The following is a 24,292-nucleotide window of genomic DNA, read 5'->3' as shown; positions in this document are numbered from 1 at the left end:
TCAGCAATAGCCTTACAGCGTATGGCTCAATCCGATGAAGGGAACACAACAATGTCCACACACGTCTCAACCGCCACCACGATGCACGCCATCGTTCAGCACGGCTACGGCCACCACGCTGTGAGCGCGGAGCGCATCGCCAGGCCCACCCCAGGCGAAGGCGAGGTGCTGATTCGCGTGCGGGCGGCATCCGTCAATCACGCCGACGGCGTCTTCGTCACCGGACGCCCGTACATTGCCCGTCTGGCGTTCGGGCTTCGCACGCCACGAATCAAGGTTCGCGGCAGGGATGTGGCCGGAATCGTGGAGGCCGTGGGCGCCGGCGTGACTCAGTTCGCCGCGGGCGACGAGGTCTATGGCGAAGTCGATACCGGAAGCTTCGCCGAGTACGTCGCCACGCCCCAGACCACCGTGGCACGCAAACCTTCGAACCTCACGTTCGAACAGGCGGCAGCGGTGCCCGTGGCGGGCCGGGCCGCTCTGCACGGTCTGCGTGACGGCGGACAGATACGCCCCGGCCAGCGCGTGCTAATCAACGGGGCGTCCGGCGGAGTCGGCAGCTTCGCTGTGCAGATCGCCAAGGCCTGGGGCACCGAGGTGACCGCCGTGTGCAGCGCCGCCAACGCCGACCAGGCTCGTTCCCTGGGCGCGGACCACGTACTGGACTACGCCAGCGAAGACTTCACCCGAAGCACCCAGCGATACGACGTGGTCCTCGACAACATCGGCAACCACACGGTTCAGGCGTGCCGCCGGGCGCTCACTCCCGCCGGCACGCTCGTGCTCAGCAGCGGCACGGGCGGTCGCGTGTTCGGCCCGCTCCCCCTCATGGTCTGGGGGCTGCTGCAGTCACTGTTCGCGACCCAGACCGTGCGTGCTTTCGTGACGGCGCCGGTGCAGCCGAGCCTCGACGTCCTGCGGGACCTCATCGAGTCGGGACAGATCACACCCACGATCGAACGCACCTACCCGCTCGGCGAGACACCCGACGCCCTGCGCCACTTCGAGGAAGGCCACGCGCGCGCCAAGATCGTCATCATGGCCTGACCCCTGTCTCCGCCCTCTCAGGGGGAACGGATGCGCCGCGTTTAGACTCGGCAGATGACAGATACGATCACCCCCACAGTCCAGAGCCAGCGCATCACGATGTTCGGCGCCCAGTGGTGCGGTGACTGCCGTCGCTCCAAGAAGCTGCTCGACGCCCTCGGCGTGGACTACGACTACGTCGACCTGGAGGCCGTCGAAGACGGCGCCGACCGGGCCAAGGCCATCAGCGGCCTGTCCAAGATCCCGGTGATCGCGTTCCCCGACAACACCCACGTCGTCGAGCCCACCGACGCGGCCCTGCACGCGAAACTCACCGCCCTCGGCACCATTTCCTAAGCCCGACCGGGCGGCGCCGCCGCGTGCGCGGCGAGCGCCACGCAACTCCGGACGACTTCTGACGGATTCTCGCCCTCGGCGTCTGCCGAGGGGAGGTTCGCTAGGGTGAACTGACACCCCCGACCCGTCAAGGAGCTCCATGCCCATCACCGTTCACGGCGTCATCGTTCGATCGAAGGGCGCCCCGGTGGAACTCACCGAGATCGTGATTCCAGATCCCGGACCCGGCGAGGTCGTCGTCGACGTGGAGACCTGCGGCGTCTGCCACACCGACTTTCACTACAAAGAGGGCGGAATCAGCGACGACTTCCCCTTCCTGCTCGGGCATGAGGCCGCCGGACGCGTGAGCGTGATCGGCGCTGGCGTCACTCACGTGGCCGTGGGCGACTTCGTTGTGTTGAACTGGCGCGCGGTGTGCGGGGACTGCCGGGCCTGCACGCGGGCCGAGCCCTGGTACTGCTTCAACACCTTCAACGCCACGCAGAAGATGACGCTCGTGGACGGCACCGAGCTGAGCCCCGCGCTCGGCATCGGCGCCTTCGCCGACAAGACCCTCGTGCACGAACGACAGTGCACGAAGGTGGACCCCGCGGCGGACCCCGCGGCGGTGGGGCTGCTCGGCTGTGGAATCATGGCCGGTATCGGCGCCGCGCTGAACACCGGCAACGTCAGCCGAGGCGACTCTGTCGCCGTGATCGGCTGCGGCGGGGTAGGCAATGCCGCTGTGGTGGGATCGAAGCTCGCCGGGGCATCCGTCGTGATCGCCATTGACCGGGACCCCAAGAAGCTCGCGAAGGCGCTCGAACTCGGCGCCACACACTCCATCGATTCCTCGGCGCTCGACGAGGCCGGAGTCGTGGCCGCGGTGCAGGCGCTCACCGGCGGTTTCGGTGCCGACGTCGTGATCGACGCCGTCGGCCGCCCCGAAACCTGGCGCCAGGCCTTCTACGCCCGCGACCTCGCCGGAACAGTGGTGCTCGTGGGCGTTCCCACGCCCGAGATGATGCTCGAAATCCCCTTGCTCGACGTGTTTGGTCGTGGCGGCTCGCTGAAGTCGTCCTGGTACGGCGACTGCCTGCCGGAACGGGACTTTCCCATGCTCACCGACCTGTACCTGCAGGGCCGGCTGCCGCTCGACGAGTTCGTGAGCGAGAAGATCGGCATCGACGAGATCGACGCGGCGTTTGACAAGATGGCCCGCGGCGATGTGCTGCGATCGGTCGTGGTGCTCTGATGGTCGCACGCATCGACAACCTCGTGACGGCCGGAACGTTCAGCCTCGACGGCGGTACCTGGGAGCTGGAGAACAACGTGTGGATCGTGGGCGACGATGCCGAGTGCATCGTGATCGACGCCGCCCATGACGCGGCGGCCATTCTCAAGGCCGTCGGCGGCCGAAAGCTTCTCGGCATCTACTGCACGCACGCGCACAACGACCACATCGGCGCGATCGCCGGCGTGCAGTCGCTGACGCAGGCGTCCGCGTACCTGCATCCGGCCGACGACGTGCTCTGGGCGACCGTCTACCCGGATGCCGCGCATCTCCCCCTCGCGAACGGCCAGCGCATCTCCGTTGCCGGCACCGAGCTCGAAGTCATCCATACGCCGGGGCACTCCCCCGGCGCCGTGTGCTTCTACGCGGCGTCGCTCGGCAGCCTGTTCAGCGGGGACACGCTGTTTCACGGTGGACCCGGTGCCACCGGGCGCTCCTACAGCGACTTCCCCACCATCATCGAATCGATCACGACGCGCCTGCTCACGTTGCCGGCCGCGACCGTGGTGCTCACCGGCCACGGCGAGTCGACCACAATCGGCACCGAGGCACCCGATCTGGAGGCCTGGATAGCCCGCGGGCACTAGCCCGACCCGGCGGCGCGCGGCGGCTACAGCGGGTCGATGGTCACGCGGTCGCGGCCGCCGCGCTTGGCTGCGTACAGCGCAGAGTCGGCGCGGGTGAGCCAGTGTGACGAGCTCTCGCCACGGTCCCACTGCGCCACACCCGCGCTGACCGTGCAGGTGAGCCCCGGCGCCACGGTTGCCCACTCAAAGTCACGAACAGAGGCAAGCAGCCGTTCGCAGGCCTGTGCTGCTCGATCGTTGGACGTGTCGGCGAACACGAGCAGGAACTCCTCGCCGCCCATCCGCACAGCCAGGTCGGCTTCCCTCGTGACGGAACGCAGCAGATCGGCCATGGCGATCAGCACCTCGTCGCCGATACCGTGCCCGTGCATGTCGTTGACCTGCTTGAAGTGGTCGAAGTCGACCATGGCCGCACAGAGGGGCTGCCCGTTCTTGTCGGCTCGGGCGAGCATGAGCGGCAACTCGCGATCGAGAGCCCGCCGGTTCGGGAGCCGCGTCAGCGGATCGGTCTGGGCTTCGTTGTCGAGCTCCTCGGCACGCAGGCGCTGCATCTGCGCCTCCAGGGTCGCCCGCTCGGCATCGTGACGTGCCTGTTCAATCTCAATCGTGTTGATGAGCATCTTGGACTGCAGCCCGGCCGTCTGCTGCGCAATGCGAAAGGTGAGTTCATGCAACTGCTCGTAGTGATACAATGCCTGCTCGAAGCGTTCGCTCGCCTTGTGCATTTCGAAGAGGGCGCGATGCAGGGTGACGAGTAGTACCAGGTCTCCCTCCGCCGACGGGTCGGCCAGCTGGGCGTCCATCATGGCCGTGGCTTCATCAAGGTTGCCCTGGGCACGCACCACCGCCGCTATCTGGGCGTCGTTGTTGACCTCGAGGTTCCGGTAGCCGTTGAGCCGTGCCATCTCCTTGGCGCGGTACGCCTGTTCCCGCGCTTCGGGATACTCCTCCAGCTCAATGAGAAGGCTCACCAGGTTGCCCCGTGCCATCGACTCGTAGAAGGCATGGCCGAGCGTTTCGGCAGAGGCCACCGCCACACGCGCGTGAGTGAGGCCCTCCTGCAGCACGAGTGAGGCATCCACGCCCTGCGCCCGCTGGCCGCGAGCAACCTCGATGCAGGTGTCAGCCATGTTATTGAGGGCCGCGAAGCCGGCTTCCGGGTCGTCGAGCGTGCGGGACAGAGCGAGAGCCTGCCGACTGAGCTGCATGCCGCGGTCGGCGTCACCCATCGCCTCGTGCACCATCGCGGAGCGACTCAGCGCCCAGAACTCGGCGATGCGACTGCCACACGCACGTGCCGCTTCCACGGCGGCCAATACATGACGCAGCGCCGGTTCGTTCAGGGCCGTCTCGTGATACGCCAGTGCGAGGGTGCAATGCAGCTTCGACTGCCGCAACAGGTCATGGCGAGCGACGAGATATTCCATCGCCAACAGCCCGTGATGCACCGATGCCTCGAAATCGCCGAGGCGCAGACGGTGAAGGGACAATATTTCCCGTGCGTGGGCCTGCTGCTCGGGGGTAATATCGTCTCGGGCGAGCACCGCGTCGGCGGCCTCGGCCCCTTCGAGATGGCGCCCCAAGGCGCCCCACCGTTCTCCCTGCTCAAGCAGGGCGTCGATCGACGCCTCGACCTGCGCCTCGACCTGAGCCGGGGGGCCTGCGGGCACCAGAAAGTTGGACGTGTCGGCCATTCCCGTCTCTGCCGGAAGGCCGAGCTCCGGCGTGGGCAATAGCCCGATATCCGGCGATGCGGTTTCACGCACCGAATCATCCAGGGTCACGCGTCCACCCCCCAAGGGTTGTCAGGATTATTTGAACATATCAGCGTAAACGCCCCCGCACCACTCGAATGCGGGTCCCCCTAATGGGGGACCCGCATTTGACGGCGTGTCGACGGCGTGTCGACGGCGTGAACTCTGCTCAGGCGACACGTTCTGGGCACGAAAATCGCGCGCCGCCGACGCACGGTCGGCCGCGCTTTACCCGGCGTCGTTCGAGCGATTATGCGTCTGGGCACGAATGCTGAGTACGTTCAACCGGCGTCCGATCACCGCGCCCTCCGGCCAGTCCGCCGCGACCGCGATCAGTTCATCAACGACCTCCGAGACGGGCTGAACGCAGCAGCAGGGGCACCAGCCTTGCGCGTCGAAACTCGCGCGCAGCGCTGCCTCGTAGTCACTACGCGTCAGTCCGGGCACATCGCGGATCACAGCCGTCGTCGTGGAGCGATGCGAGCTCATCCCAGAAAACGAACGCCCACACCCGCATTTTCCGCCTGGATTGCGCGCGCTCTCCGCGCACGGCTCGAGCATCCACACGAGTTCGCCCGTGACGCAGTGGTCGTAGTCGCCCCGGCGCGCGCCCTGCGTGGCACCCGTGGCCACAAGAACCTTCATGATCGTCTCCCTATTCTCGGCACGAGCGTCAGTGAGTGATAGCAATCACGCTAGAGCCAGCCACCGACATCTGCTGTGCAGGTCGTGCGTGGCCGAGCGGTGATCATCGACGTGCATTCCTACCCCCAGCAGAAGCTGCCCTACTGCACGGCGACGGCCTCCGCGCGACGTGTACACGAACGAAGCCACCGTGGCGCTGGACTCCACACGGTTCCAGCGGCTGCATCGCTCCCTACAGAGGCTCGTCGACCGACTCGGTCACGAAAGCATTCCGATTTGACTGTTTTTCAAACGACCTGTCTACCCCGGATCGAAACACCCCCTAGTCTGGTGTTTAGACAGAATCCTGTCGCTGCAACCGGTCCGGGCGGCGCGCTGACCCAGCGCGCGAGGGGCGCCTGAACTCACCGACCGGGGCGCTTCGTCGTCATGCCCGAAACCGGGCGCGCGAGTGCTTTCCAGCGACAGAACCCGGTGTATGACACCGGCGACCACACCCGCGGTGGCCCTGCCCGGTCCCGCATCGTGCGGGCCGACTGAGAGGGAAAACACATGTCAGTATTCACAGCACGCTCCCGCGCGCGCACACGCGTCTTCGCCATGCTGCTCGCAGCATCCGTGGTGGGCATCGGCGCAGCCGGTGCGGCCGGCGCTTCCGCCGAAACGCTCGATCTCGCACCCGTCGACCTCGGCAGCGCGGGCACCTTTGCGATCCTGTCGAAGTCCGGGGTGACCGACGTCTACGCGTCCTCCATCCTCGGAAACGTCGGTTCCAGCCCCATCTCCGGTGCCGCCATCCACGTGACGTGCGACGAGGTGACCGGAACGATCTACTCCGTCGACGAATCAGGCCCCGCCTGCAAGGTCACCGACGACACCCTGCTCACCGGCGCCGTCGGCGACATGGGGATCGCCTACACTGACGCCGCCGGACGCACGAACCCCGACTTCGTGAACCTCGGCGCCGGAGAAATCGGTGGACTCACCCTCACTCCCGGACTCTACAAGTGGAGCACCGATGTCTCACTGTCGAACGACGTGACGCTTTCCGGAGGCGTGGACGACGTCTTCATCTTCCAGATCTCCGGTGACATCACGATGGCCTCGGCCAAGAACGTGACACTCGAGGGCGGCGTGCAGGCCAAGAATGTGTTCTGGCAGACCGCCGGCGAGGTTGCGATCGGTACGACCGCCCACTTCGAAGGCACCATCCTGAGCCACACGCTGATCGCCATGAAGACCGGCGCCTCCATCAACGGGCGCCTCCTGGCCCAGACCGCCGTCACGCTGCAGAGCAACACAGTGGTCGAGCCCGCGCTGTAACCGACCGCTCAACGCGGCGGATGCTGCGGTGCCGGCCGGCCCCGCAGCATCCGCCGCGTAGGCTGCGGCCATGGGCATTCTTCCGATCAGCCACCCCAACGTCGCCGCCGACCTGCTGCGGGCCGCCTGGGAGCCAGAGGCGCCGGCTGTTGGCTAGGTTCTTCGGCGTCGACCTAGCGTGGGGCGAGGGCAGCATGCAGAAGCCCGCGAACGAGACCGGGCTCGTATGCCTCGACGAGCAGGGTACGGTGCTGCACGCCGGCTGGGCTCGCGGCATCGACGCCGTGGCCGCGTGGCTGGTCGACCGCGCGCAACCCGGCGACGTGATCGCGATCGACGCCCCGCTCGTGGTGTTCAACGAATCAGGTATGCGAGACTGTGAGCGGGAGGTGGGCCAGCGCTACGGCCGCTGGAAGGTCGCCGCCAATCCGAGCAGCCTCCGCCTGCCGTGGCTCGGCGGCGTCTCGCTGCGGCTGGCCCTCGAGGCCGTCGGGTTCGGACTGGCCGACCCGGAGTATCCTCGAAACGAAACCTCGGTGCACTTTTTCGAGTGCTACCCGTACACGACGCTCGTGGGCGCCGCCGAGTTCGGCTACAGCGAACAACGCCCGCGCTACAAACGCCACAACGTGGCGCTGCCCCTCAGCGAGCGTCGATTGTTTCGCGCACGCGAGTGCGACGAGTTGCTGCAGCGGATGTCGCGGCTCGATACCGCGAGCCCGCCCCTGAACCTGCGTACCCACCCGGTCACCGCGGCGCTGCTCGAGCAGCCGTCTCCCCTGCTCGACCGCGCCTACAAACACCGCGAGGATCTGCTCGATGCGGCCCTCGCCGCGTGGACCGCCTCGCTGTGGCACGCGCACGGCCTCGATCGCTGCCAGGTGCTCGGCGCAGGGGCTACGGCAGACTCCGAGGGCCGCCGCCCGGTGATCATCGCCGCTGCCCGCCCCGAGCAGCGGCGCCCGGTCAACGGCGCGCGCTCAGCCATGCCGGCTAGCTAGACCTCGCGCACGCTGCGGAGCAGCCACACGATCATGCCCGCGAGTACGGCGGTGAGGATGCCGATCGGCAGCAGTATCCAGTACTGTCCCTCCGACCCCAGAGACGATGTCACGAATGGCGTGACCAGAATGGGAAGGCCCGTCAGCAGCAGGAACACCAGAAACGCCCCGCCCACCGGATAGGAGAACGCGCGCCGCCGCAGCTGCATCACGCCGAGAATCACTCCGGCCGGCAGGAAGAATGCGTAGTCGAGAACGTGCACAGGATTGGTCGGCACCTTGAGGTCGTAGACGCTCTGCGGCGTGTAGTTGTTGATCACGGCCGGCAGGTCCTCGGCCAGCCACAAGACGGCGAAGAGTCCAGACACGACGACCAGAACGATTCCCGAAACAGTGAGGGCTCGCCGGCTCGGAAACATCACCGCCGCCTGGCCGGAGTCGACACTGGTGACGCCGCCGATCAGAGAGTACAGGCTGAGGCCGAGCACCGCCGTCCAGAGAAGATACAACGATCCGAACGGGATGAAGAGCGCGTAGATCACGTAGTTGTACACCGTGAACGTGAGGACTCCCAGCCAGATCACGAAGGCGCGTTCCGAACCCCGCAGCGCGAGCACCGCGCATGCCACGAGCAACGGCGCGACGACCACCGCGTTCACCAGGTCCTGTGCCCGCGCCTGGAACGAGAACGAACTGGACAGGTCGTAGTAGTAGACGTTGGAGTCGATCAGGGCCAACAGGCTCCCGACGAAGGCCAGGGCGGCCGCGCCGAACGAGAGAAACAACCAGACCTGGGCCCGGGTGGTCGTGGTATTCATCGCCGAACCTCCCGTGGCCACTCAGGTGGGGCGAGGACGCACCCGAGCATCCTCGCCCCGCACGATAGTCGAGATTTCGACCGGCCGATAGGGCGCGGTCTCGACGGCTTGGCGTGCGTAACTCCTGCAATTCGCCGCGGGTCCACAGCGGATGCCCGCAAACACGCGGCCGTAGCGGCCGCGTGCCGCAGATTGCAGGAGTTATGTACACGCACGCACGTGCACCGGAGGGGTCAGCGGCGCACGATCGAGCGCAGCAGCCGCAGCGCCACAGAGAGCGACGCCATGTCGTCCTGGCCCAGGGCGTTGACCTCCTCGAACACGCTCCGCGCGCGGTCAAGCTGCTCCGCGTTCAGCGCCTCCCAGGCCTGCAGGCGTTCCTCGGCGGAACCTGTCTCTGTCGCATCGAGCACGGCCCTGGTCATGTCGGCCACGGTCGAGTACAGGTCATCGCGCAGGGCCGCGCGCGCAAGGGCCTGCCAGCGGTCCTTGCGCGGCAGCGCCGTGATACGCACGAGAATGTTGTCCACAGCAAAGCGGTCGTAGACCATGTAGTACACGGCCGCGACCTCCTCGACCGGCGTCTGGGACTGCACGGCCACCCTGGCCACATCGAGCAACGCGAAGGCTTCGAACAGCTCGGCCCACTGGTGACCGAGCGACACGGGAACGCCCCACTCCTCGGCCTTGGCGAGCTGCGACTTCAGCCGCTTCAGGTCGTCGCCCTGCAGGTAGTCGCTCAGGTGCGCGCGCAGCAGTTGCACCTGCGGCTGGTACTTCGCGATCACCTCGGCCACCGAACGAGTGCCGCCCTGGTTGACCTGCCAGCGCACGGCCCGGTCGAGCAGCCGGCGAATGTCGAGGTGCATCGAGGTCCACGTCTCGGTGGGGAACGACGAGGGCAGCGCGTTGAGGGCGTTCACCATGTCGTCGAGGCCGAAGACCTCGCGCAGCGCCACGAACGCGCGCGCCACGGTGGCCTGATTGGCCGACGTCTCCTCCACGGTGCGGAACGCGAACGTCACCCCGCCGAGGTTGATCATGTCGTTGGCCACGACAGTCGCGATGATTTCGCGGCGCAGCGGATGCGTGTCGAGCTCGGCGTCGAACCGCTCCGATAGCTGGGCCGGGAAGTACCGGCGCAGGGTGCCGCCGAACCACGGGTCGTCGGCGAGGTCGCTCTCGCGCAGCGCCGTGGCGAGCTCGATCTTGGCGTAGGCGGCGAGCACCGAGAGCTCGGGCGAGGTGAGACCCTGGCCCTGGTCGAGGCGCTCCCGCAGCGTGGCCGTGGTCGGCAACGCTTCGAGGTCGCGCTGCAGGTCTCCGGAGGCCTCGAGCCAGTTCATCAGGCGCTCGTAGCTCGGGCTCCAGTTGTTCACGAGAACGCGGTCGTTGAGCAGCAGGATGTTCTGGTCCACGTTGTCCTGCAGCACGAGGCGACCCACCTCATCCGTCATCTCGGCGAGGAACTGCGCACGTTCGGCCGGGTCGAGCTTGCCGGCTGCCACCATGCGGTCAACGAAGATCTTGATGTTCACCTCGTGGTCGGAGCAATCCACGCCGGCGGAGTTGTCGATCGCGTCGGTGTTCAGAATCACGCCGCCGAGCGCGGCCTCGATGCGCCCGAGCTGGGTGAACCCGAGGTTTCCGCCCTCACCGACAACCTTCACGCGCAGGTCTTTTCCATCCACCCGAATACCGTCGTTCGCCTTGTCGCCCACCTGAGCGGATGTTTCGCTGCTCGCCTTCACGTAGGTGCCGATGCCACCGTTGTAGAGCAGGTCGGTGGGAGCCACCAAAATGGCGCGCAGCAGTTCGGGCGGGCTCAGGCGCGTGGTGCCCTCGGGGAGACCCAGCACGGTGCGTACCTCGGCCGAGATGGGCACCGACTTAGCCTGACGGGGGAAGACCCCGCCCCCGGTGCTGATCAGCTCAGGAGAATAGTCGGCCCACGAGGAGCGCGGCAACTCGAAGAGGCGCTGGCGCTCCGCGAACGACGTGGCGGCGTCGGGAGTCGGGTCGAGGAAGATGTGCCGGTGGTCGAATGCCGCCACCAACTTGATGTGCTCCGACAGCAGCATGCCGTTGCCGAACACGTCTCCCGACATGTCGCCCACGCCCACCACCGTGAAGTCTTCGGTCTGGGTGTCGACGCCCAACTCGCTGAAGTGGCGCTTCACAGATTCCCAGGCACCGCGGGCGGTGATGCCCATTTCCTTGTGGTCGTAACCCACCGACCCGCCGGAGGCGAAGGCGTCGCCGAGCCAGAAGCCGTACTCTGCGGCGAGGCCGTTGGCGATGTCGGAGAACGAGGCCGTTCCCTTGTCGGCGGCCACCACGAGGTAGGTGTCTGCGTCATCGTGGCTGACCACCCGGTACGGCGGCACCATCCGCTCGCCCTCCTCCGGCGTGGTCACGAGGTTGTCGGTGACGTCGAGCATGCCGCGAATGAACGTCTTGTAGCTCTCGATGCCTTCGGCCATCCAGGCGCCGCGGTCGGCTGCCGGATCCGGCAGCTTCTTGGCGAAGAAGCCGCCCTTGGCGCCGGTGGGCACGATCACCGCGTTCTTCACGGTCTGCGCCTTCACGAGGCCGAGCACCTCCGTGCGGAAGTCCTCGCGTCGGTCCGACCAGCGCAGCCCGCCGCGGGCAACCTTGCCAAAGCGCAGGTGCACGCCCTCGACGCGGGGTGAGTACACCCAGATCTCGTACATGGGCTTGGGGAAGGGCAGCAGTTCGATCGACTGCGGGTCGAGCTTGATGCTCAGGTACGGCTTGTCCTGGAAGAAGTTCGTGCGCAGCGACGCTTCGATCAGGTTGATCAACGTGCGCAGCACCCTGTCGGCGTCGAGAGTGGCGACCTGCTCCATGGCGAGCGTGAGGTCGGCGCGCACCTGGGCGACCCTGGGCATCCGCTCCTCGTCTGTGATATCCGGGTCGAAGCGCGCCTCGAACAGTGCAACCAGGCCCTTCGTGACGTCGGGGTTGTTCAGCAGGGTGTTGGAAACGAAGCCGTAGGAGTTGGTGTTGCCGATCTGGCGCAGGTACTTGGCGTAGCTGCGCAGAATGACGACCTTCTGCCACGCCATGCCCTCCTTGAGCACGAGGCGGTCGAGGCCGTCGGACTCGATCGCGCCGCTCACGGCCGCGCCGAACGAGTCGGCGAGCAGTTCGCCGGTGGCAATGGGGTCGATGCCAGGGGGGTAGATCAGGCCCAGGTCATAGAGGAAGAACCGGCGTTCGTCGGAGGTCTGGATCTCGAACGGCACCTCGTCGAGCACCTCGATGCCCAGGTTCTGGAAGTACGGCAGAATCTGGCTGAGGCTCTGCGATTCCATCATGTACAGCTTGACGCGCGCGTTTTCTGAACGCTCGCCCACGTCCTTGGGCAGGTACACGTACAGACCGGGGCGCGCGGCACCCGTGCCGGCGGCCTCGGCGCGCGCCGTGGCGGTGGCGCAGGCCTCGAAGCGCACGATGTCTTCGAGAGCGTCTTCGGTCTCGTAGTCCACCCGGTAGCTGTCGGGGAACGCCTCAGACCACAGGCTCGAAAGCGCCTCGGCCTCTGCGAGCGGATGCGTTTCGCGCAGCTCGTCGCTGATGCCTTCCGGCCAGGACCGCACGGCGCGGGCGAGGCGGTTTTCGAGCTCGACCGCGTCGACGGCCTCGACGGCGTTCGGCTGGGGCAAGCGGATGCGATAAAACAGCCGGGCGAGCGCCGATTCGGTCATGCGTGCCTCGAAGTCGAGCGACTCCGCCTGGAACGTCTCGCGCAGTTCCTTCTCGATGCGCAGCCGCACGGCCGTGTTGTAGCGGTCACGCGGCAGGTAGACGAGAGCAGACATAAAGCGTCCGTACACGTCGGGGCGCAGGAACAGCCGGGTGCGGCGTCGCTCCTGCAGCCGCTGGATGGCCAGGGCCGCGCTCACGAGAGAAGGCACGTCGATCTGGAACAGCTCGTCGCGCGGGTAAGTCTCCATGATGCCGAGCAGGTCTTTACCGCTGTGCGAGCCGGGCGGGAAGCCGACCTCGGCCATCACGGCGTCGACCTTTTCCCGCAGCACGGGCACAACCTCAACGGAGCTCGTGTACGCGCTTGCAGCAAAGAGTCCGATGAAACGTTGCTCGCCGCTCACGTTGCCGTCGGCGTCGAAGCTCTTGATTCCGATGTAGTCGAAGTACGCCGGGCGGTGCACCGTGGAGCGGGAGTTCGCCTTGGTGATCACCAGCGCGCTGCGTTCGCGGGCCTTCGTGCGTCCGGCCTCGGTGAGGTGCTGGATCTGGTGCCGGTCTTCCGCCGAGCGCAGCAGGCCGAGGCCGCTGCCGTCGCGGATGGACAGCACGTCTTCGCCGTCGAGAACCTCGAGGTCGTATTCGCGGTAGCCGAGAAACGTGAAGTTGTCGGCGTTGAGCCAGCGCAGCAGGTCCTGGGTCTGTCGCAGGTCCTGGATCTCGCGGCCGTTCGCCACGTTGTCGAGGTCGTCGGCGATCTGCACGGCCTTCAGACGCATGAGCGGCCAGTCGTCGACGGCCGAACGTACGTCGTGCAGCACGGCGTGGAGCCCGGCGACCAGGTTCTCCTGCGCCTCGTCGCTCGCGCGGTCGATCTCGATGGCGATCCACGACTCGAGGTGCGACGCGTTTCCGCCGGTCGCGATGAGGTGCGAGATGTTCGGCATGGCCGAGGTGTCGCCGCTCGAGACGCCGACGCTCGCCGGCATCCGCGTGATGGTCACGAGCTCGTTGCTCTCGCGGTTGCGGGCCACGATGAGGAGGGGGTGAACCACGAGGTGGATCGCCGAGTGCTGGCGCACGAGTTCGGCGATGACGGAGTCCACGAGGAAGGGCATGTCGTCGGTGGCGATGAAGACCACGCTGCGACTGGTCTCGTTGCGGATCACCACGTTCGCCGTCTTCGGCTTACGGTAGTCGGCGGCCTGCCAATGCGCCATCGCCCGGTCGTGCAACAACTCCGCGGTGTAGTTCTGAGCATCGTCGTCGATCAGGTGCTCGTAGTAGTCGGCTATAAACGTGCGCTCCACCGGGGACTGCTCGGTTGTTGTGGGCTCAGACGTCATCGAAAAAACTCCTCCATCAAAAATTTGTGGATCGGCGCTACTCTTTGCGCGGGAATACCCCCGGCACACGCCGACCGCGCCCTGCTGGCAAGCTGCACGGCACTACAAGGGTATCCATAGTTGCAGGGTCACGGGCCGGACGCGCAGGCCAAGTCGTCTTCTCCGTATAGACCAGACGTACACTCACTTAGGCTGAACGCGATGAATCACCCAGCAGCACGCTCCCCCGCGGCCTGTGGGTGCCGCGCGACCTGGCGCGTACGCTCTGCTCATGGGCTCTGCAACGACACGTGTGCCCGGCACACTCACATCCTGGAACGACGACCGTGGGTTCGGGTTCATCACACCCCTGCGCGGTGGGGAGAAGACCTTCGTGCACATCTCGGCCTTCGCGCCGGGTGACAGGCGGCCGGTGCTCGGCACCGCGCTGAGTTTCGAGGTGGAGGTCGCGCACGGCAAGAGGCGTGCCGTGCGCGTGCGGTCCGCGGCTCTGGTCGGTGGCGGTGCAGCGCCCGCACGGTCGGCCGTTGACGGTCGATCGCGGGACGCGCGGCCCTCTGCTCGGTCCGGCCGGGCCGGCCGAGGCACGGGACGCGCCAGCTACCTCGCGATCGTGGTCTTTGTCGCCGGAGCCCTCACCGTGAATGGTTACTGGGCGTTGTCGTATGGGGTGATCGGCGTCTATCTTCTGGCGAGCGTGGTGACTTTCATTCTCTACGCCGTCGACAAGTCACGGGCGCAGTCCGGCGGATGGCGGGTATCGGAGAATACGCTGCTGCTGGCGGGACTGCTCGGCGGCTGGCCTGGGGCGATCGTGGCCCAGCAGGTGCTGCGGCACAAAACCCGGAAGAAGAGCTTTCTCTCGGTCTTCTGGATGAGCGTGGTCGCGAATCTGGTGATCTTTGTGCTCGTCACCACACCGGCGTTCCGCGTGTTCACGGAGTGGACGACGCGGCCCCTGTTCTGAGTTCCGGCTCTCCCGCGCTATCCCAGTGAGCACGGTACGTCGTCGGCTTCGGTCATGCGCGGCGGCATGTTCACCACCACCACGAGGGAGTTGTTGGCCTCGTTCTCCTCCTGGATGCTGTTGGCCGGGTCCGCCACGGCGGTGAAACGCAGGGTGCGGTCGAAATCCAGCAGGGTGAGGTCGACCTGCATCGGCGTGAAACTCGATCCGGTGCTCAAGGCTGAATTGCCCGCGGCCCGCAGCCCAGTGTCGCTCGTGATCTCGAAGGGCACGAGAGCCGTCCACGGCCCGGGTCCGCTGTTTCTGAGCGCGACGAAGATGGTGATCTGATCGGCGCCGCTGAGGCTGCCGCCCGGCACGACGGAGCATTCCGGCAGGGCGTACAGCACGAAATCGGGCGCGTTGGCGGGAGGTCCTTCAACGGCCACCGTGAGCAGGACCGGCCCCGTCACATCCGCTCCCTCCGGGGGATCGACGCGCAGCACGGTTCCCGCGGCGACGCTTCCCGCGGCCACCTGCTCCTGCTGAACCGAGTACGCCAGCGCGCGGGAATCCAGCAGGCTTGCGGCCTGGTCGAGGGGCAGGCCCACGATCCCGTCGGGCACCCGCTCGGCTGTTGTGGTGCCGCCGCCGGCTTCTGCGGTGACGGGTGGCCCCTCTGTTCCGGTCGCCACCGGGCTCGTTTGCGACGCGGAGTCCGGATCCCACGGGTGGATGGCGAGCAGCACCCCGCCGCCCACGATCAGCACGGCGGCGACGATGGCGACGATCCACCAGGGGAACCGCGTGCCGTCGTGTTTCGTGTCGGGCACCACGAGGTTCACGACGGAGCCGAGTTCGGCGTAGTCTTCCGGCGGCTGGTCCGCTCCGTAGGGCATGATCTTCACGGAATAGGTACCGGCGGTGGCTCCTGTGGTGTCAAATTTCACGGTGTACTGCTCGGTGGCGCCGGCCTCGATGGTGCGCAGCGCGTCGGGAATCGTGGCCCCGGTTGACCCTGACAGCGAGTTGGGCGGCCCCACGGGAAAGGCGCCGAGCACGACACGCTCGGCCGCGTCGGCCAGGTTCGTCACCGACGCCGCGAGGGTTCCCGTGCCGTCCGTCAGGGCGACGTTCTGGGAGCTCAGCGTCATGGACAGCTTCTTCACGGAAACCTCCTCGGTGACGGTTCGGGCCGGGGAGCCGTTCTGCGCCAGCCGACCATGCTTCCGAGAGATCATGCCACCGGTTGAGGATTCGGGGGCTTAAGCGCCGCAGCCCGGAGGGAGCCTTCGCTCGCCCTCCGGGCCGTGAAATCGGATTCCTCCGGGTGCCGTCTACGCGTTCTGACGGGCTAGTACCAGTTGTTGGCCTGCGAGTGCGCCCAGGCGGCGCACGGGGTGCCGTAGGACGAGGCCTTGATGTATTCGAGGCCCCATGCAACCTGGGTGGAGGCGTTGGTGGCCCAATCGGTGCCGGCGGAGGCCATCTTGCTGCCGGGCAGCGCCTGCGGGATGCCGGTGGCGCCGCTGGGGTTGTAGGCCAGGTAGTTCCAGTTGGATTCCTTCTGCCACAGCTGGTTCAGGCAGGAGAACTGGTCTGCTCCCCAGCCGTACTTCGAGGAGGCGAGGGACTGGGCGGCCGCTTTCGCTCCCTCGGGAGTGTTGGTCGTGGCGAGGGCGGCGAGGCGGGCGGCCTCGGCGGCGGCAGCGGCTTCTGCGGCCACGCGGTCGGCCTCGACGGCGGCGGCCGACAGGGACGCGGTCTCGGTCTTCGTCTGCGCGGTCAACGACAAAACTTCGTCGATCGGCATGGTCTTGAAGCTGGCAAGCGAGCTGGACACGGCCGTCAGTGCCGAGGCATCCGCTTTGCCCTGCGTGTCAACGAGCACCTGGTTGGCTTCGTTCAATGTGACGGATGCCGACTTGTCGCTGTGCGCCTCGGCGACGGTGTCGTAGGCGGCCAGCTGTTCGTGCTGGCGGCCGGTGCTGTCGGTGAGGGCTGTGGTGGCCGCGACGCTCGCGCGGCTGTCGGCGGCCGACTGGAACGCGTACGCTCCGCCGGCGGCGAGCCCGGCTATCGCGAGAACCGCGACAGAGCCGAGCGCGAAGCGCTTGACGCGCTTCGTGGGCTTCCTGTGGAGTTGTGTCGAGCTGGATGGGGACGTGACTGATGAAGTGGGGCGCATACCTACCAAATGGCGCAAGCCCGAACGCTCGTGAGCGCCGGCTCACTGAGCATCGGACCTACGCTCTTCTATGGCGGCGCAGGCGAAACGGCCAGCTTGCCCTATGTTTCTGAACATTCCCTCAGTATTTTGTACCCCTACAGTGCGTGGTGTGTCGCGTCGGGCGGCTCTGCGGTGTAAGCATTTGCCCCGACACGTGCGCAAAACCGGTCCTTCTCGTCACACGCCGCATCCGCTGCCTTGGGTCACCCCAGCCGGCCTGAACGGCGTGTTGCGATCACCGGCTATACGGCACAGGGACGGCGTCCAAGAGAGTCGGGAGGGCCACTTCCCAGGGAATACGCTCTTGCTCGAGGCGCACGTTTCCCTCCGAGCGGATGCGTCCCAGCGCCTGCAACTCATTGGCCGTGAGACGCGAGTATGTTCCGGCGGCGGGTTTGGGCTCTGGCACCCACAGGTCACGGTAGGCGAGCAGGGTTTCCTCGTTCATGAGCACGCTCGCGACGCGGGGGCAGCCGAGGCGGAGGGCGTGCAGAATGGCGAAACCGTCGGAGTCGAGGTCTCCCCAGTAGATGACGCGCGCGCCGTGAATCCAGGGGATCGCGCCGAGGCGCGGGGCCGCGTAGCCGCTGCCGTGCACCACGACGGCGCCGGGCAGTTCCGGCATCGAGAACACCGTCTCGAGGTTCTCGAACACGAACACCACGCTCGGCGCGACGTCGAGGGCCGCGAGCTGCTCCAGGGGCGCCGTGATGTCGGTGAGGCCGCCGGGGCGCAGCTCCGGGTCGAGAAACCGCACCCGTACCCGGTCGGGCGCGGTGAGCAGACCGAGCGAAACCCGCCCACTCACCGCGGCGTGCAGCCCCTCCACGGCGGAACGGTGACCCTCGAGCCACTTCGTGTCGATGCCTCGAATTGGCAGCTGCCTGATGCGCCAGCCCGACGACGGATGCTCCGCCAGCCATTCCACCACGTGCACGAGTGTCGAGAAGTCGGCTTCGCTCATGCGCTGCAGCGCCAGGCCGTGCGTGCGAATCGCGGCGGCGAGGGCCGCGGCAGTATCCCCGTGCAATGACGCCGGATCGGCCCAAACCGCCGGATCGGTCGAGGACCCCGCCGCGGCCCGGACAACCGGACCCGCACCGAGAACGCCGTCGAAGGTGGCTCGAAGGAGGGCAGCGCGGGAGCGCAGAACCAGCCATTCGCGGCCGGATGCCCGGCCCGCGAAGTAGGCGATGGCATCCGCTCCCTGCAGTACACAGCGCTCGGGCACGGATTGGGTACCCACCCTGGACCAGCGCCTTTCGCCCCAGCGCACGTCGGCGCCAGCCACATCGCGCCATGAGCGCACCCACGCGATGGCGCCGGCCTGGTCGTCGAGCGCGGCGCGCTCCGTGGGCGGGTGCAACACGATGTCGAGAACGGGCTCGTCGCCGCCGTAGGCCGCCCAGGTTCTCTGGTCTTGCAGCACACGTTTGCGGGCGCGCTCGCGGGCCTGGGCCACCGTCACCGGAACCGCCATCATGCCCCTGCATTCGGCGCAGCTCTCGGGCGGTCGCCCGGGATGTCGTTCGGGTCGTCCCGGAACGCCACGCTCGCCGTGCGCGAGTCGTTGCGAGCCGGGTTCGTAATGGACGTGACAGCCCCCACATACGGCTCGATCGTCTGCAGCAGCTTTTCGGGCGTGGCCAGGATCATGTGGAAACCGAACTCCACGAACACGTCCATCGCCATGCGCGTGTAGCGACTGTCGGCCTTGTCGAAGGCCTCGTCCAGAATGATCGTGGCGTAGGAGGGCAGCTCGTCCTCGTCTGCGGCGAGCTGGTAGCGTAGCGCGGCCGCGAGGCAGAAGATCACGAGCTTCTGCCTCTGCCCGCCGGAGAGTCCGGCGCTCGAGTCGTGCACGTTGACCGTGCGTCCCGCGAGGTCCACCTCGTGCGCCATGAACGTGACATGTTCCCGGGTGTCGAGGCAGCGGCGCTGCCAGGCCCGGTCGGCGTTGTCGCTAGACGCGAGCCGCTGCATGATCTGATTCAGCACGGCGAAGCGCGCCTCGGCGGCGGCGAGGCCGTCGTCGCTCCACGCGCCGTCGACCACGGTCTTCAGGTCGGCCATGAACTGCAGCACCTCCGGCGCGCGCCGGGTCTTCACCTCGATACGCAGGTAGCGGTCCACGTCGAAACGCGAACGGCCGAGCGAGGCGTTCACTGGCTCGATGCGGTCCACGACGAGCTTCGGAGCATCGCGGATATCCGAGGCCAGATGCCCGATGAGATCTCGCGACTTGTCCCGCAACAGTTTGAGAAAGTTAGCTTCATGCTCGGGCAGGCCGCGCGCCACAATTCCTTCGAGCAGGGCCCTGTAGCCGGCGCGGTCCTCGATGGAGGTGGTGAGGTCGCCGGCGGCCGCGGCCCAGCGGGCCTTGAAGGCGACGGCGCCCTCGATGAACGCCGAGCGGGCGTCGCCGAGCGCGCGCTGGGCGACTCGAGCCTCGCCGCTCAGCGACTCGAACACCCGGCGGCCCACGTCGCCGATGTTCTTGCGGTCGAGCTTGCGCTGCACCCTTCGGTAGCGGGCCTCGAGGGCGGTGGCGTCGGCATCCGCCAACTCGCGGGCGTCGATGGTGCGTTCCAGCTCGGCGATGAGCGCGTCAACCTCGGCGAGTTGCGCCTCGATCAGCCGCAACGTTACCTCGTGGGAGCGGGCGAGCTTTTCGGCGGAGGTGAAATGCTCGCGGGCCTCGGTTTCGGCGGTGAGGGCGTCGTGAAGCTCGGCATTGTCGGTCGTCAGGGCGTCGAGCTGGCGGCGCCGGGTGCGCACGAGTTCGTCGGCCGACCGGGCATCGATCTCGGACCAGGCCTGGCTGAGCACCCGCTCGAGTACGCTGCGGCGCCGGGTGGCGGCGTCCCGTTCGGCCTGTGCCTGCTGGAGCCGCTCCCCCGCCTCGAGGTTGCGGCGCTGCGCGTCGCGGCGGCGCTCGAGCAGCAGGTCGATCTTGGCCTCGTTGTCAGCGCCGAGAATCCAGTGGCTGCGTTCGCTGATCGAGTACCGGTCGTTCTTCTCGTACCGGCGGGCGGACTTCTTCACCTGCCCGCCCACGGTGACGCCCTTCTCGACCTTGTCGAGTTCGTCGGGGGTGTCGACGCAGGCGTAGTCGAATTCCCGGGCCGTGCGGGCCTGCAGGTAGTCATGGAAAGCGCCGTCGCTCACCCGGATGCGGTGCAGCAGCGACCGGGAGCTGCGGGCGGCCTGCGGCGGGTCGGACATGGCCGGAACCGCCTCGAACACGAGCCGGGCGCCCAGGTTGCGGGCTTCGACCCGTCGTCGTACCTCGGGCAGGAACGTGTCGCGCACGAGCAGCGCGCTCGCGAGGGGAAACAGCACGCGCTCGATCGCGCCGTTCCACGCCTCGAACTCCGGCAGCACTTCGATGAGCTCTCCGGCGAACGGCAGCGCCGCCTCGGCGACACCGAGCTCTTCAGCGAGACCCTTGCGGGCGACCAGCAGCGCGCCGGGGAGGTTGCTTTTTCGCGTGCGCAGCTCTGTCAGTTCCCGGTCGATGTCCGCGAGCTCCTTGCCGGCGGTGAAGTACTGCTCGTTGTCGTGGTGGTCGTGCGCCGCGGCCGGCGCCGACTCGTGCAGGGCCTGGCGCGACGATTCTTGTAGTTCGGCGAATTCAGCACTGTTCTGCGGTGCACCGGCCACGCCGACGCTCGTGAGTTCTTCGGCGAAGCGCGCGTAGCGCAGCCCAGTGGCGTCCGCTGCTTTCTGGGCCTCCTTCAGCAGCTCCTGCATCTGAGCGGCGTCGGAACCACCGAGTTTGAGGGCGCGACGCTCGGCTGCGGCCAACAGCTGCCTAGCGTCGTCGAGGGCGGCATCCGCTCGCAGGGTGTCGTCGGCCGCGCGTGCCTGCTGCGAACGCAGTAGGCCGCGTTCGTCGCCGGCCAGGCGCAGGGTGAGCTGGTTCTGGAACGGGTCGATCAGGTCGCCGAGCCGTTCGGCCTCTGCGGCCGTTGTGGCGGCGCGCTCGTATGCGGCGATGGACGTTTCAAGCCTGCCGAGGTGCTCGGCCTGGCGGCGTAGCTCCACCACGTGCTGATGCGCCTGATTAAGCTCGCCGAACTGCTCGACGGCGTTCTTCGCGCGGGCGAACGTGGCCGGTTCGTCGAGCATGAACGACCGAAACAGCTGGTCGAGGCTGCCGAGATTCTTGGCGGACTGGGTCTTGTGCAGCAGGTGCAGGGCGTTTTGACTGTTGATGCCGAGCAGTCGGCGCAGCTTCACGTAGAAAGCGTTGTGCGATCCGGTGGTCGTGACAACGGCGTCCGGCCAGGCGCCCTTCACGCGGCGGGCCTCGATACCGGATGAGACGTACTCGCGAAAATCGAGCAGGGTCACGTTCGCGCGGTCGACGAAGCACAGGTCCTTGAGGTCTGCCTTGTCGACGCTCGAGCCCCGCAGGTGGAACAGCCGCGCGAGGGTGACAGGGGCATCGCGCCCGTTCTCGAAGCGCAGCAGGATGCCGCTCCAGGTAGCGGTCTTGCGCAGGTAGGTGCTCACGGCGCGGTCGAGGTTCTCGTCGGCCTCCTTGCTCCAGGCGCCGCGCACGTAGCTCACGAGGCTGCGGTCGTCGTTGCGGGCTGTGGATTCCTGTGCGGCGGCGTTGAAGCGCAGCCACTTGTCTGGCGTGAGCACGGTGCCGATAGCGTCGAGCAGGGAGCTCTTTCCCGAACCGGACGCCCCGGTGAAGAGGTGTCCCTTGCGGGCCACATCGATGGGGTGGTGGCCGTGGAAGGTGCCCCAGTTGAGCAGCTCCACGCGGGCCAGCCGCCACTGGCCCTCGTGGATCGGGCCGCCGCTGTCGCCGTCGGTGGCCTCGTCGACGCCGGGCATCTCGAGCATGGTCATGCGGTCTGCTCCTCGGAATCGTCGGGGTCGGTGTCGCCACGGTCGAGCTCGTCATCGGCAATGTCGATCTGCACGACGCCGCCCGCCGCGGCGATGCGCTTGTACTCGGCGCCGATCGCCTGGATCTGCTCGGCGTCCACGATCAGCCGCAGCACTGGCGAGATCTCGGCGCGGTCCTCGGCGCCGGCCTGGTGAATCACGCGCAGCTTGTTCTTCATGTTCAGCCACGATGAGTTCAGCCTTTTCGCGAAGTCGCTCTCGTCGCGGTCTGCTGTGCGGTACACCCGCAGCTGCTCGAAGACGTCGTCCCGGCCCACGATCACGCGCCCCTCGCCCTCCCCCGCGAGCAACATCTGCCGCAGCACGAGGAGCATCGCGGTGTCGAGAAAGCTGAGCGCGGCGGAGCGCACGGCGCTTGGCACCTTCAGTTCGGTGGTGCTCACGTTGCGCACGAACGCGAACTCCCCCACCCTGTCCACCACGAGCTCAAGAAAGAGTTCGTCAAGCCGGGAGCGGATGCCTGCCTCGTCGGCGAGCAGCGCCGACCATAGTGCAGGGGCCTTCACTCCGGAAAGATACGGGCCCTTGATCAGCTCGAGCAGCGCACGGCGCGGCTGTTCCCCGAGCACCCCGGTGTCGCCCGGCCACAGGGCCGATGAGTGCAGGGCCGATGAGTGCAGGGCCGATACGTAATGGGCCATCGCGGAGGCGGCATCCGCTCCTGGTTCGAGCGCTTCATCGGTCGTATCGGTCACAGCAGCCTCCCTGTAAAGCGGTGAATGGGGATGTCGGCGGCGCGCGGAGGGTGGTCGACGCCCGTCCAATGCACGGTTTCGATACCGTCGACGGCAACTCCCTGGTTGGCGGCGAGCGTGAGCAGCCCCACGACGCTGGCCACGCCCTGGGTCGCCGGGTGCCGCGCGAGCACCTCGGCCACGGTGCACTCTGAGGCCCCGGCGAGCAGGGCATTCACGTTCGTGATGAGCTCGGCGAAGTCGATCTCCGTCTCGCGAGCGAGGGCGCGCAGCGCGGCGAGGTCCGCAATGCCCGGCACATGCTCCACGATGGGCTCGGTGGCATCGAGGTCTGCGGGGTCATGAAAGCGGATGCCGCCGATGCTGCCGAGCGCGACGGCCGACAGATCGAGGTGCAGGCCCGTGGGCTGGTACGGCTTGATGTGGGTAGACGCATCGACGCCGGCAGCGAGGGCCTTACGTACCAGGCCGCGCAGCACGCGGTCGCGCTGGTAGTCCTGCGACTGCACGTAGCGGCGAAGACCTCGAGCGAAGGTGGTGATCACCTCGTGGATCTCGCCGCTGTGGTCTTTGAGCGTGCCGATGAACCGGCGCAGATAGCGACGCTGCGCCGGGGTGAGTTGGGCTGTGAAGTCGCGGGTGAGCACCCGGGCGATGTCGTCGTCGAAGGCGGCGCCCACGGCGGGGTCGAGCACGAGCGCGGAGAATCCCGCGAAACTGCGGCCCTCGTCGGAGTCGGCGATCAGGTCGACGCCACGAAACACCTCGTCGAGCACGCTGCGCTGAGTGTCGTCGGATTCCACGATGCGGGCGCGCAGGTCGCGGTTGAGGTTCTCGAATTCGGCGCGCACCCTGGCGAAGTCAGAGGGGATCTCCTCAGCCTGCGCGAGGATGTCGCGCACCCGCTCGAGCGCGCGGGCGGGGTCGAGGGTGTCGAGTTCTCCGGCCTGGATGCGTTCGATCTGAGCATCGAGGCGGTCGCGCTGCGCATGCAGCTGCTCGAGGCGTCGGGTGGCGTCGGGGTCGGTTTCGATGGCGAGCTGACCGAGTTGCACGCCGATGCTCGCCAGCCGCGATTCGGTGACGGTCTGCCGCGGCGCTTCGAGTTGCTCGAGGATGCGGATGGCGGCGAGCGCACCGGGAGCGAGCTCGAAGGTCTCACCGCGGGCCTCTTCGGCCGGGCGCCGGGTGAGAAACCCTGACTTGCGCCATTCAGCGCAGTAGCCCTGCCCACTCTGCGGCAGGTCGAGCCCGTGGGCGCGCAGGGCGTCGAGGTCGTGGTCCACGCGTTCGTAGAGTTCCTCGGCGGGAAGGCGGCGGTTCTCGCCGCCGAGGTGCTCGCTCAGGAGCGCAGCGATCACCGGAGCGTTGTCGGCGCGCAGGAGGCGCCATGTGGCATCCGTTTCAACGAGCTGGCGAAGCGCGTGCGTCTGGCTCACTACTGACACGCACTCACCTCCCTCGGCTTGTCGGAACTCCCTCCATAATCATGCAGTACCCCACCGACACGAGGGAACACCCGGGGCGCGCTCCACACCCCGCCCGCGCGCAAAACCGGTGATTCTCGCAACACGCTGCATCCGCTGCCTGGGGTCACCCCCGCCACCCTGAGCGGCGTGTCGCGAATTCCACC

The 24,292-nt window shown here is 67.3% G+C and carries 17 protein-coding genes; 7 read left to right on the top strand and 10 right to left on the bottom strand.

The annotated features are described in order from the left end of the window. The first annotated feature begins 51 nt into the window (after nt 1-51). The 4 genes from BJ997_RS02495 to BJ997_RS02480 all read left to right on the top strand — a co-directional run bounded on the left by BJ997_RS02495 (nt 52) and on the right by BJ997_RS02480 (nt 3,243). Complete coding sequence (locus BJ997_RS02495) at nt 52-1,047, top strand: NAD(P)-dependent alcohol dehydrogenase (RefSeq protein ID WP_236628938.1); 996 nt, start codon at nt 52-54, stop codon at nt 1,045-1,047. A 54-nt stretch (nt 1,048-1,101) separates the two neighbouring features. Next, entirely contained in the window at nt 1,102-1,383 is a 282-nt protein-coding gene (locus tag BJ997_RS02490; protein WP_035836537.1) for a glutaredoxin family protein, read from the top strand. 139 nt (nt 1,384-1,522) lie between these two features. Beyond that, nucleotides 1,523-2,617, top strand: a complete 1,095-nt coding sequence (locus tag BJ997_RS02485; protein WP_035836538.1) for an S-(hydroxymethyl)mycothiol dehydrogenase — start codon at nt 1,523-1,525, stop codon at nt 2,615-2,617. Continuing rightward, complete coding sequence (locus BJ997_RS02480; RefSeq protein WP_035836539.1) at nt 2,617-3,243, top strand: MBL fold metallo-hydrolase; 627 nt, start codon at nt 2,617-2,619, stop codon at nt 3,241-3,243. Before BJ997_RS02485 ends, BJ997_RS02480 begins: the two co-directional genes overlap by 1 nt. Nucleotides 3,244-3,266: 23 nt before the next feature. Here the strand turns inward: BJ997_RS02480 and BJ997_RS02475 are convergent, their stop codons facing one another. Together BJ997_RS02475 and BJ997_RS02470 are read right to left on the bottom strand one after the other, a co-directional pair. Next, nucleotides 3,267-5,027, bottom strand: a complete 1,761-nt coding sequence (locus BJ997_RS02475) for a GGDEF domain-containing protein (protein WP_052542210.1) — start codon at nt 5,025-5,027, stop codon at nt 3,267-3,269. A gap of 198 nt (nt 5,028-5,225) precedes the next feature. Continuing rightward, entirely contained in the window at nt 5,226-5,642 is a 417-nt protein-coding gene (locus BJ997_RS02470) for a DUF7715 family protein (RefSeq protein ID WP_052542211.1), read from the bottom strand. 552 nt (nt 5,643-6,194) lie between these two features. Here BJ997_RS02470 and BJ997_RS02465 point away from each other — a divergent pair. Beyond that, complete coding sequence (locus BJ997_RS02465; protein ID WP_183323236.1) at nt 6,195-6,965, top strand: ice-binding family protein; 771 nt, start codon at nt 6,195-6,197, stop codon at nt 6,963-6,965. A 149-nt stretch (nt 6,966-7,114) separates the two neighbouring features. Further along, complete coding sequence (locus BJ997_RS02460) at nt 7,115-7,966, top strand: DUF429 domain-containing protein (protein WP_035836540.1); 852 nt, start codon at nt 7,115-7,117, stop codon at nt 7,964-7,966. Here BJ997_RS02460 and BJ997_RS02455 read toward each other — a convergent pair. Continuing rightward, entirely contained in the window at nt 7,963-8,784 is an 822-nt protein-coding gene (locus BJ997_RS02455) for a hypothetical protein (RefSeq protein WP_152602169.1), read from the bottom strand. The two genes, BJ997_RS02460 and BJ997_RS02455, sit on opposite strands and share 4 nt — an antisense overlap. Nucleotides 8,785-9,017: 233 nt before the next feature. After that, nucleotides 9,018-13,862, bottom strand: coding sequence for an NAD-glutamate dehydrogenase (locus BJ997_RS02450; RefSeq protein ID WP_035836541.1), 4,845 nt, complete (start codon nt 13,860-13,862; stop codon nt 9,018-9,020). Between the two features lie 271 nt (nt 13,863-14,133). Between BJ997_RS02450 and BJ997_RS02445 the strand changes: the two genes are divergently transcribed. Beyond that, on the top strand, nt 14,134-14,829 hold the full coding sequence (locus BJ997_RS02445; RefSeq protein WP_035836554.1) for a DUF1294 domain-containing protein: 696 nt from the start codon (nt 14,134-14,136) through the stop codon (nt 14,827-14,829). 17 nt (nt 14,830-14,846) lie between these two features. On the opposite strand, the gene BJ997_RS02440 is transcribed toward BJ997_RS02445, so the two are convergent. The 6 genes from BJ997_RS02440 to BJ997_RS02415 all read right to left on the bottom strand — a co-directional run bounded on the left by BJ997_RS02440 (nt 14,847) and on the right by BJ997_RS02415 (nt 24,107). Further along, nucleotides 14,847-15,977, bottom strand: a complete 1,131-nt coding sequence (locus tag BJ997_RS02440; RefSeq protein WP_152602170.1) for a hypothetical protein — start codon at nt 15,975-15,977, stop codon at nt 14,847-14,849. A gap of 185 nt (nt 15,978-16,162) precedes the next feature. Further along, nucleotides 16,163-16,996, bottom strand: coding sequence for an aggregation-promoting factor C-terminal-like domain-containing protein (locus tag BJ997_RS02435; RefSeq protein ID WP_183323235.1), 834 nt, complete (start codon nt 16,994-16,996; stop codon nt 16,163-16,165). A gap of 277 nt (nt 16,997-17,273) precedes the next feature. Continuing rightward, nucleotides 17,274-18,521, bottom strand: a complete 1,248-nt coding sequence (locus tag BJ997_RS02430; protein ID WP_084141194.1) for a Wadjet anti-phage system protein JetD domain-containing protein — start codon at nt 18,519-18,521, stop codon at nt 17,274-17,276. After that, complete coding sequence (locus BJ997_RS02425) at nt 18,518-21,904, bottom strand: ATP-binding protein (RefSeq protein WP_052542216.1); 3,387 nt, start codon at nt 21,902-21,904, stop codon at nt 18,518-18,520. Before BJ997_RS02425 ends, BJ997_RS02430 begins: the two co-directional genes overlap by 4 nt. Further along, nucleotides 21,901-22,659: a DUF4194 domain-containing protein gene (locus BJ997_RS02420; RefSeq protein WP_236628940.1), complete on the bottom strand. Its 759-nt coding sequence runs from the start codon at nt 22,657-22,659 to the stop codon at nt 21,901-21,903. Before BJ997_RS02420 ends, BJ997_RS02425 begins: the two co-directional genes overlap by 4 nt. Beyond that, nucleotides 22,656-24,107, bottom strand: a complete 1,452-nt coding sequence (locus tag BJ997_RS02415) for a DUF3375 domain-containing protein (RefSeq protein WP_035836543.1) — start codon at nt 24,105-24,107, stop codon at nt 22,656-22,658. The genes BJ997_RS02420 and BJ997_RS02415 overlap by 4 nt, the downstream gene beginning before the upstream one ends. Between the last annotated feature and the right edge of the window lie 185 nt (nt 24,108-24,292).

Origin of the sequence: Cryobacterium roopkundense (assembly GCF_014200405.1) — a bacterium.
Classification (GTDB): Bacteria; Actinomycetota; Actinomycetes; order Actinomycetales; family Microbacteriaceae; genus Cryobacterium; species Cryobacterium roopkundense.
The sequence above is the reverse complement of the archived record's forward strand: the minus strand, read 5'-3'. Positions and strand labels throughout refer to the sequence as shown.

Coding starts and splice junctions, on each gene's coding strand:
- BJ997_RS02495 (WP_236628938.1), top strand. CDS start 52: ATGTCCACACACGTCTCAACCGCCACCACGATGCACGCCATCGTTCAG.
- BJ997_RS02490 (WP_035836537.1), top strand. CDS start 1,102: ATGACAGATACGATCACCCCCACAGTCCAGAGCCAGCGCATCACGATG.
- BJ997_RS02485 (WP_035836538.1), top strand. CDS start 1,523: ATGCCCATCACCGTTCACGGCGTCATCGTTCGATCGAAGGGCGCCCCG.
- BJ997_RS02480 (WP_035836539.1), top strand. CDS start 2,617: ATGGTCGCACGCATCGACAACCTCGTGACGGCCGGAACGTTCAGCCTC.
- BJ997_RS02470 (WP_052542211.1), bottom strand. CDS start 5,642: ATGAAGGTTCTTGTGGCCACGGGTGCCACGCAGGGCGCGCGCCGGGGC.
- BJ997_RS02465 (WP_183323236.1), top strand. CDS start 6,195: ATGTCAGTATTCACAGCACGCTCCCGCGCGCGCACACGCGTCTTCGCC.
- BJ997_RS02455 (WP_152602169.1), bottom strand. CDS start 8,784: ATGAATACCACGACCACCCGGGCCCAGGTCTGGTTGTTTCTCTCGTTC.
- BJ997_RS02450 (WP_035836541.1), bottom strand. CDS start 13,862: ATGACGTCTGAGCCCACAACAACCGAGCAGTCCCCGGTGGAGCGCACG.
- BJ997_RS02445 (WP_035836554.1), top strand. CDS start 14,134: ATGGGCTCTGCAACGACACGTGTGCCCGGCACACTCACATCCTGGAAC.
- BJ997_RS02435 (WP_183323235.1), bottom strand. CDS start 16,996: ATGCGCCCCACTTCATCAGTCACGTCCCCATCCAGCTCGACACAACTC.
- BJ997_RS02430 (WP_084141194.1), bottom strand. CDS start 18,521: ATGATGGCGGTTCCGGTGACGGTGGCCCAGGCCCGCGAGCGCGCCCGC.
- BJ997_RS02425 (WP_052542216.1), bottom strand. CDS start 21,904: ATGACCATGCTCGAGATGCCCGGCGTCGACGAGGCCACCGACGGCGAC.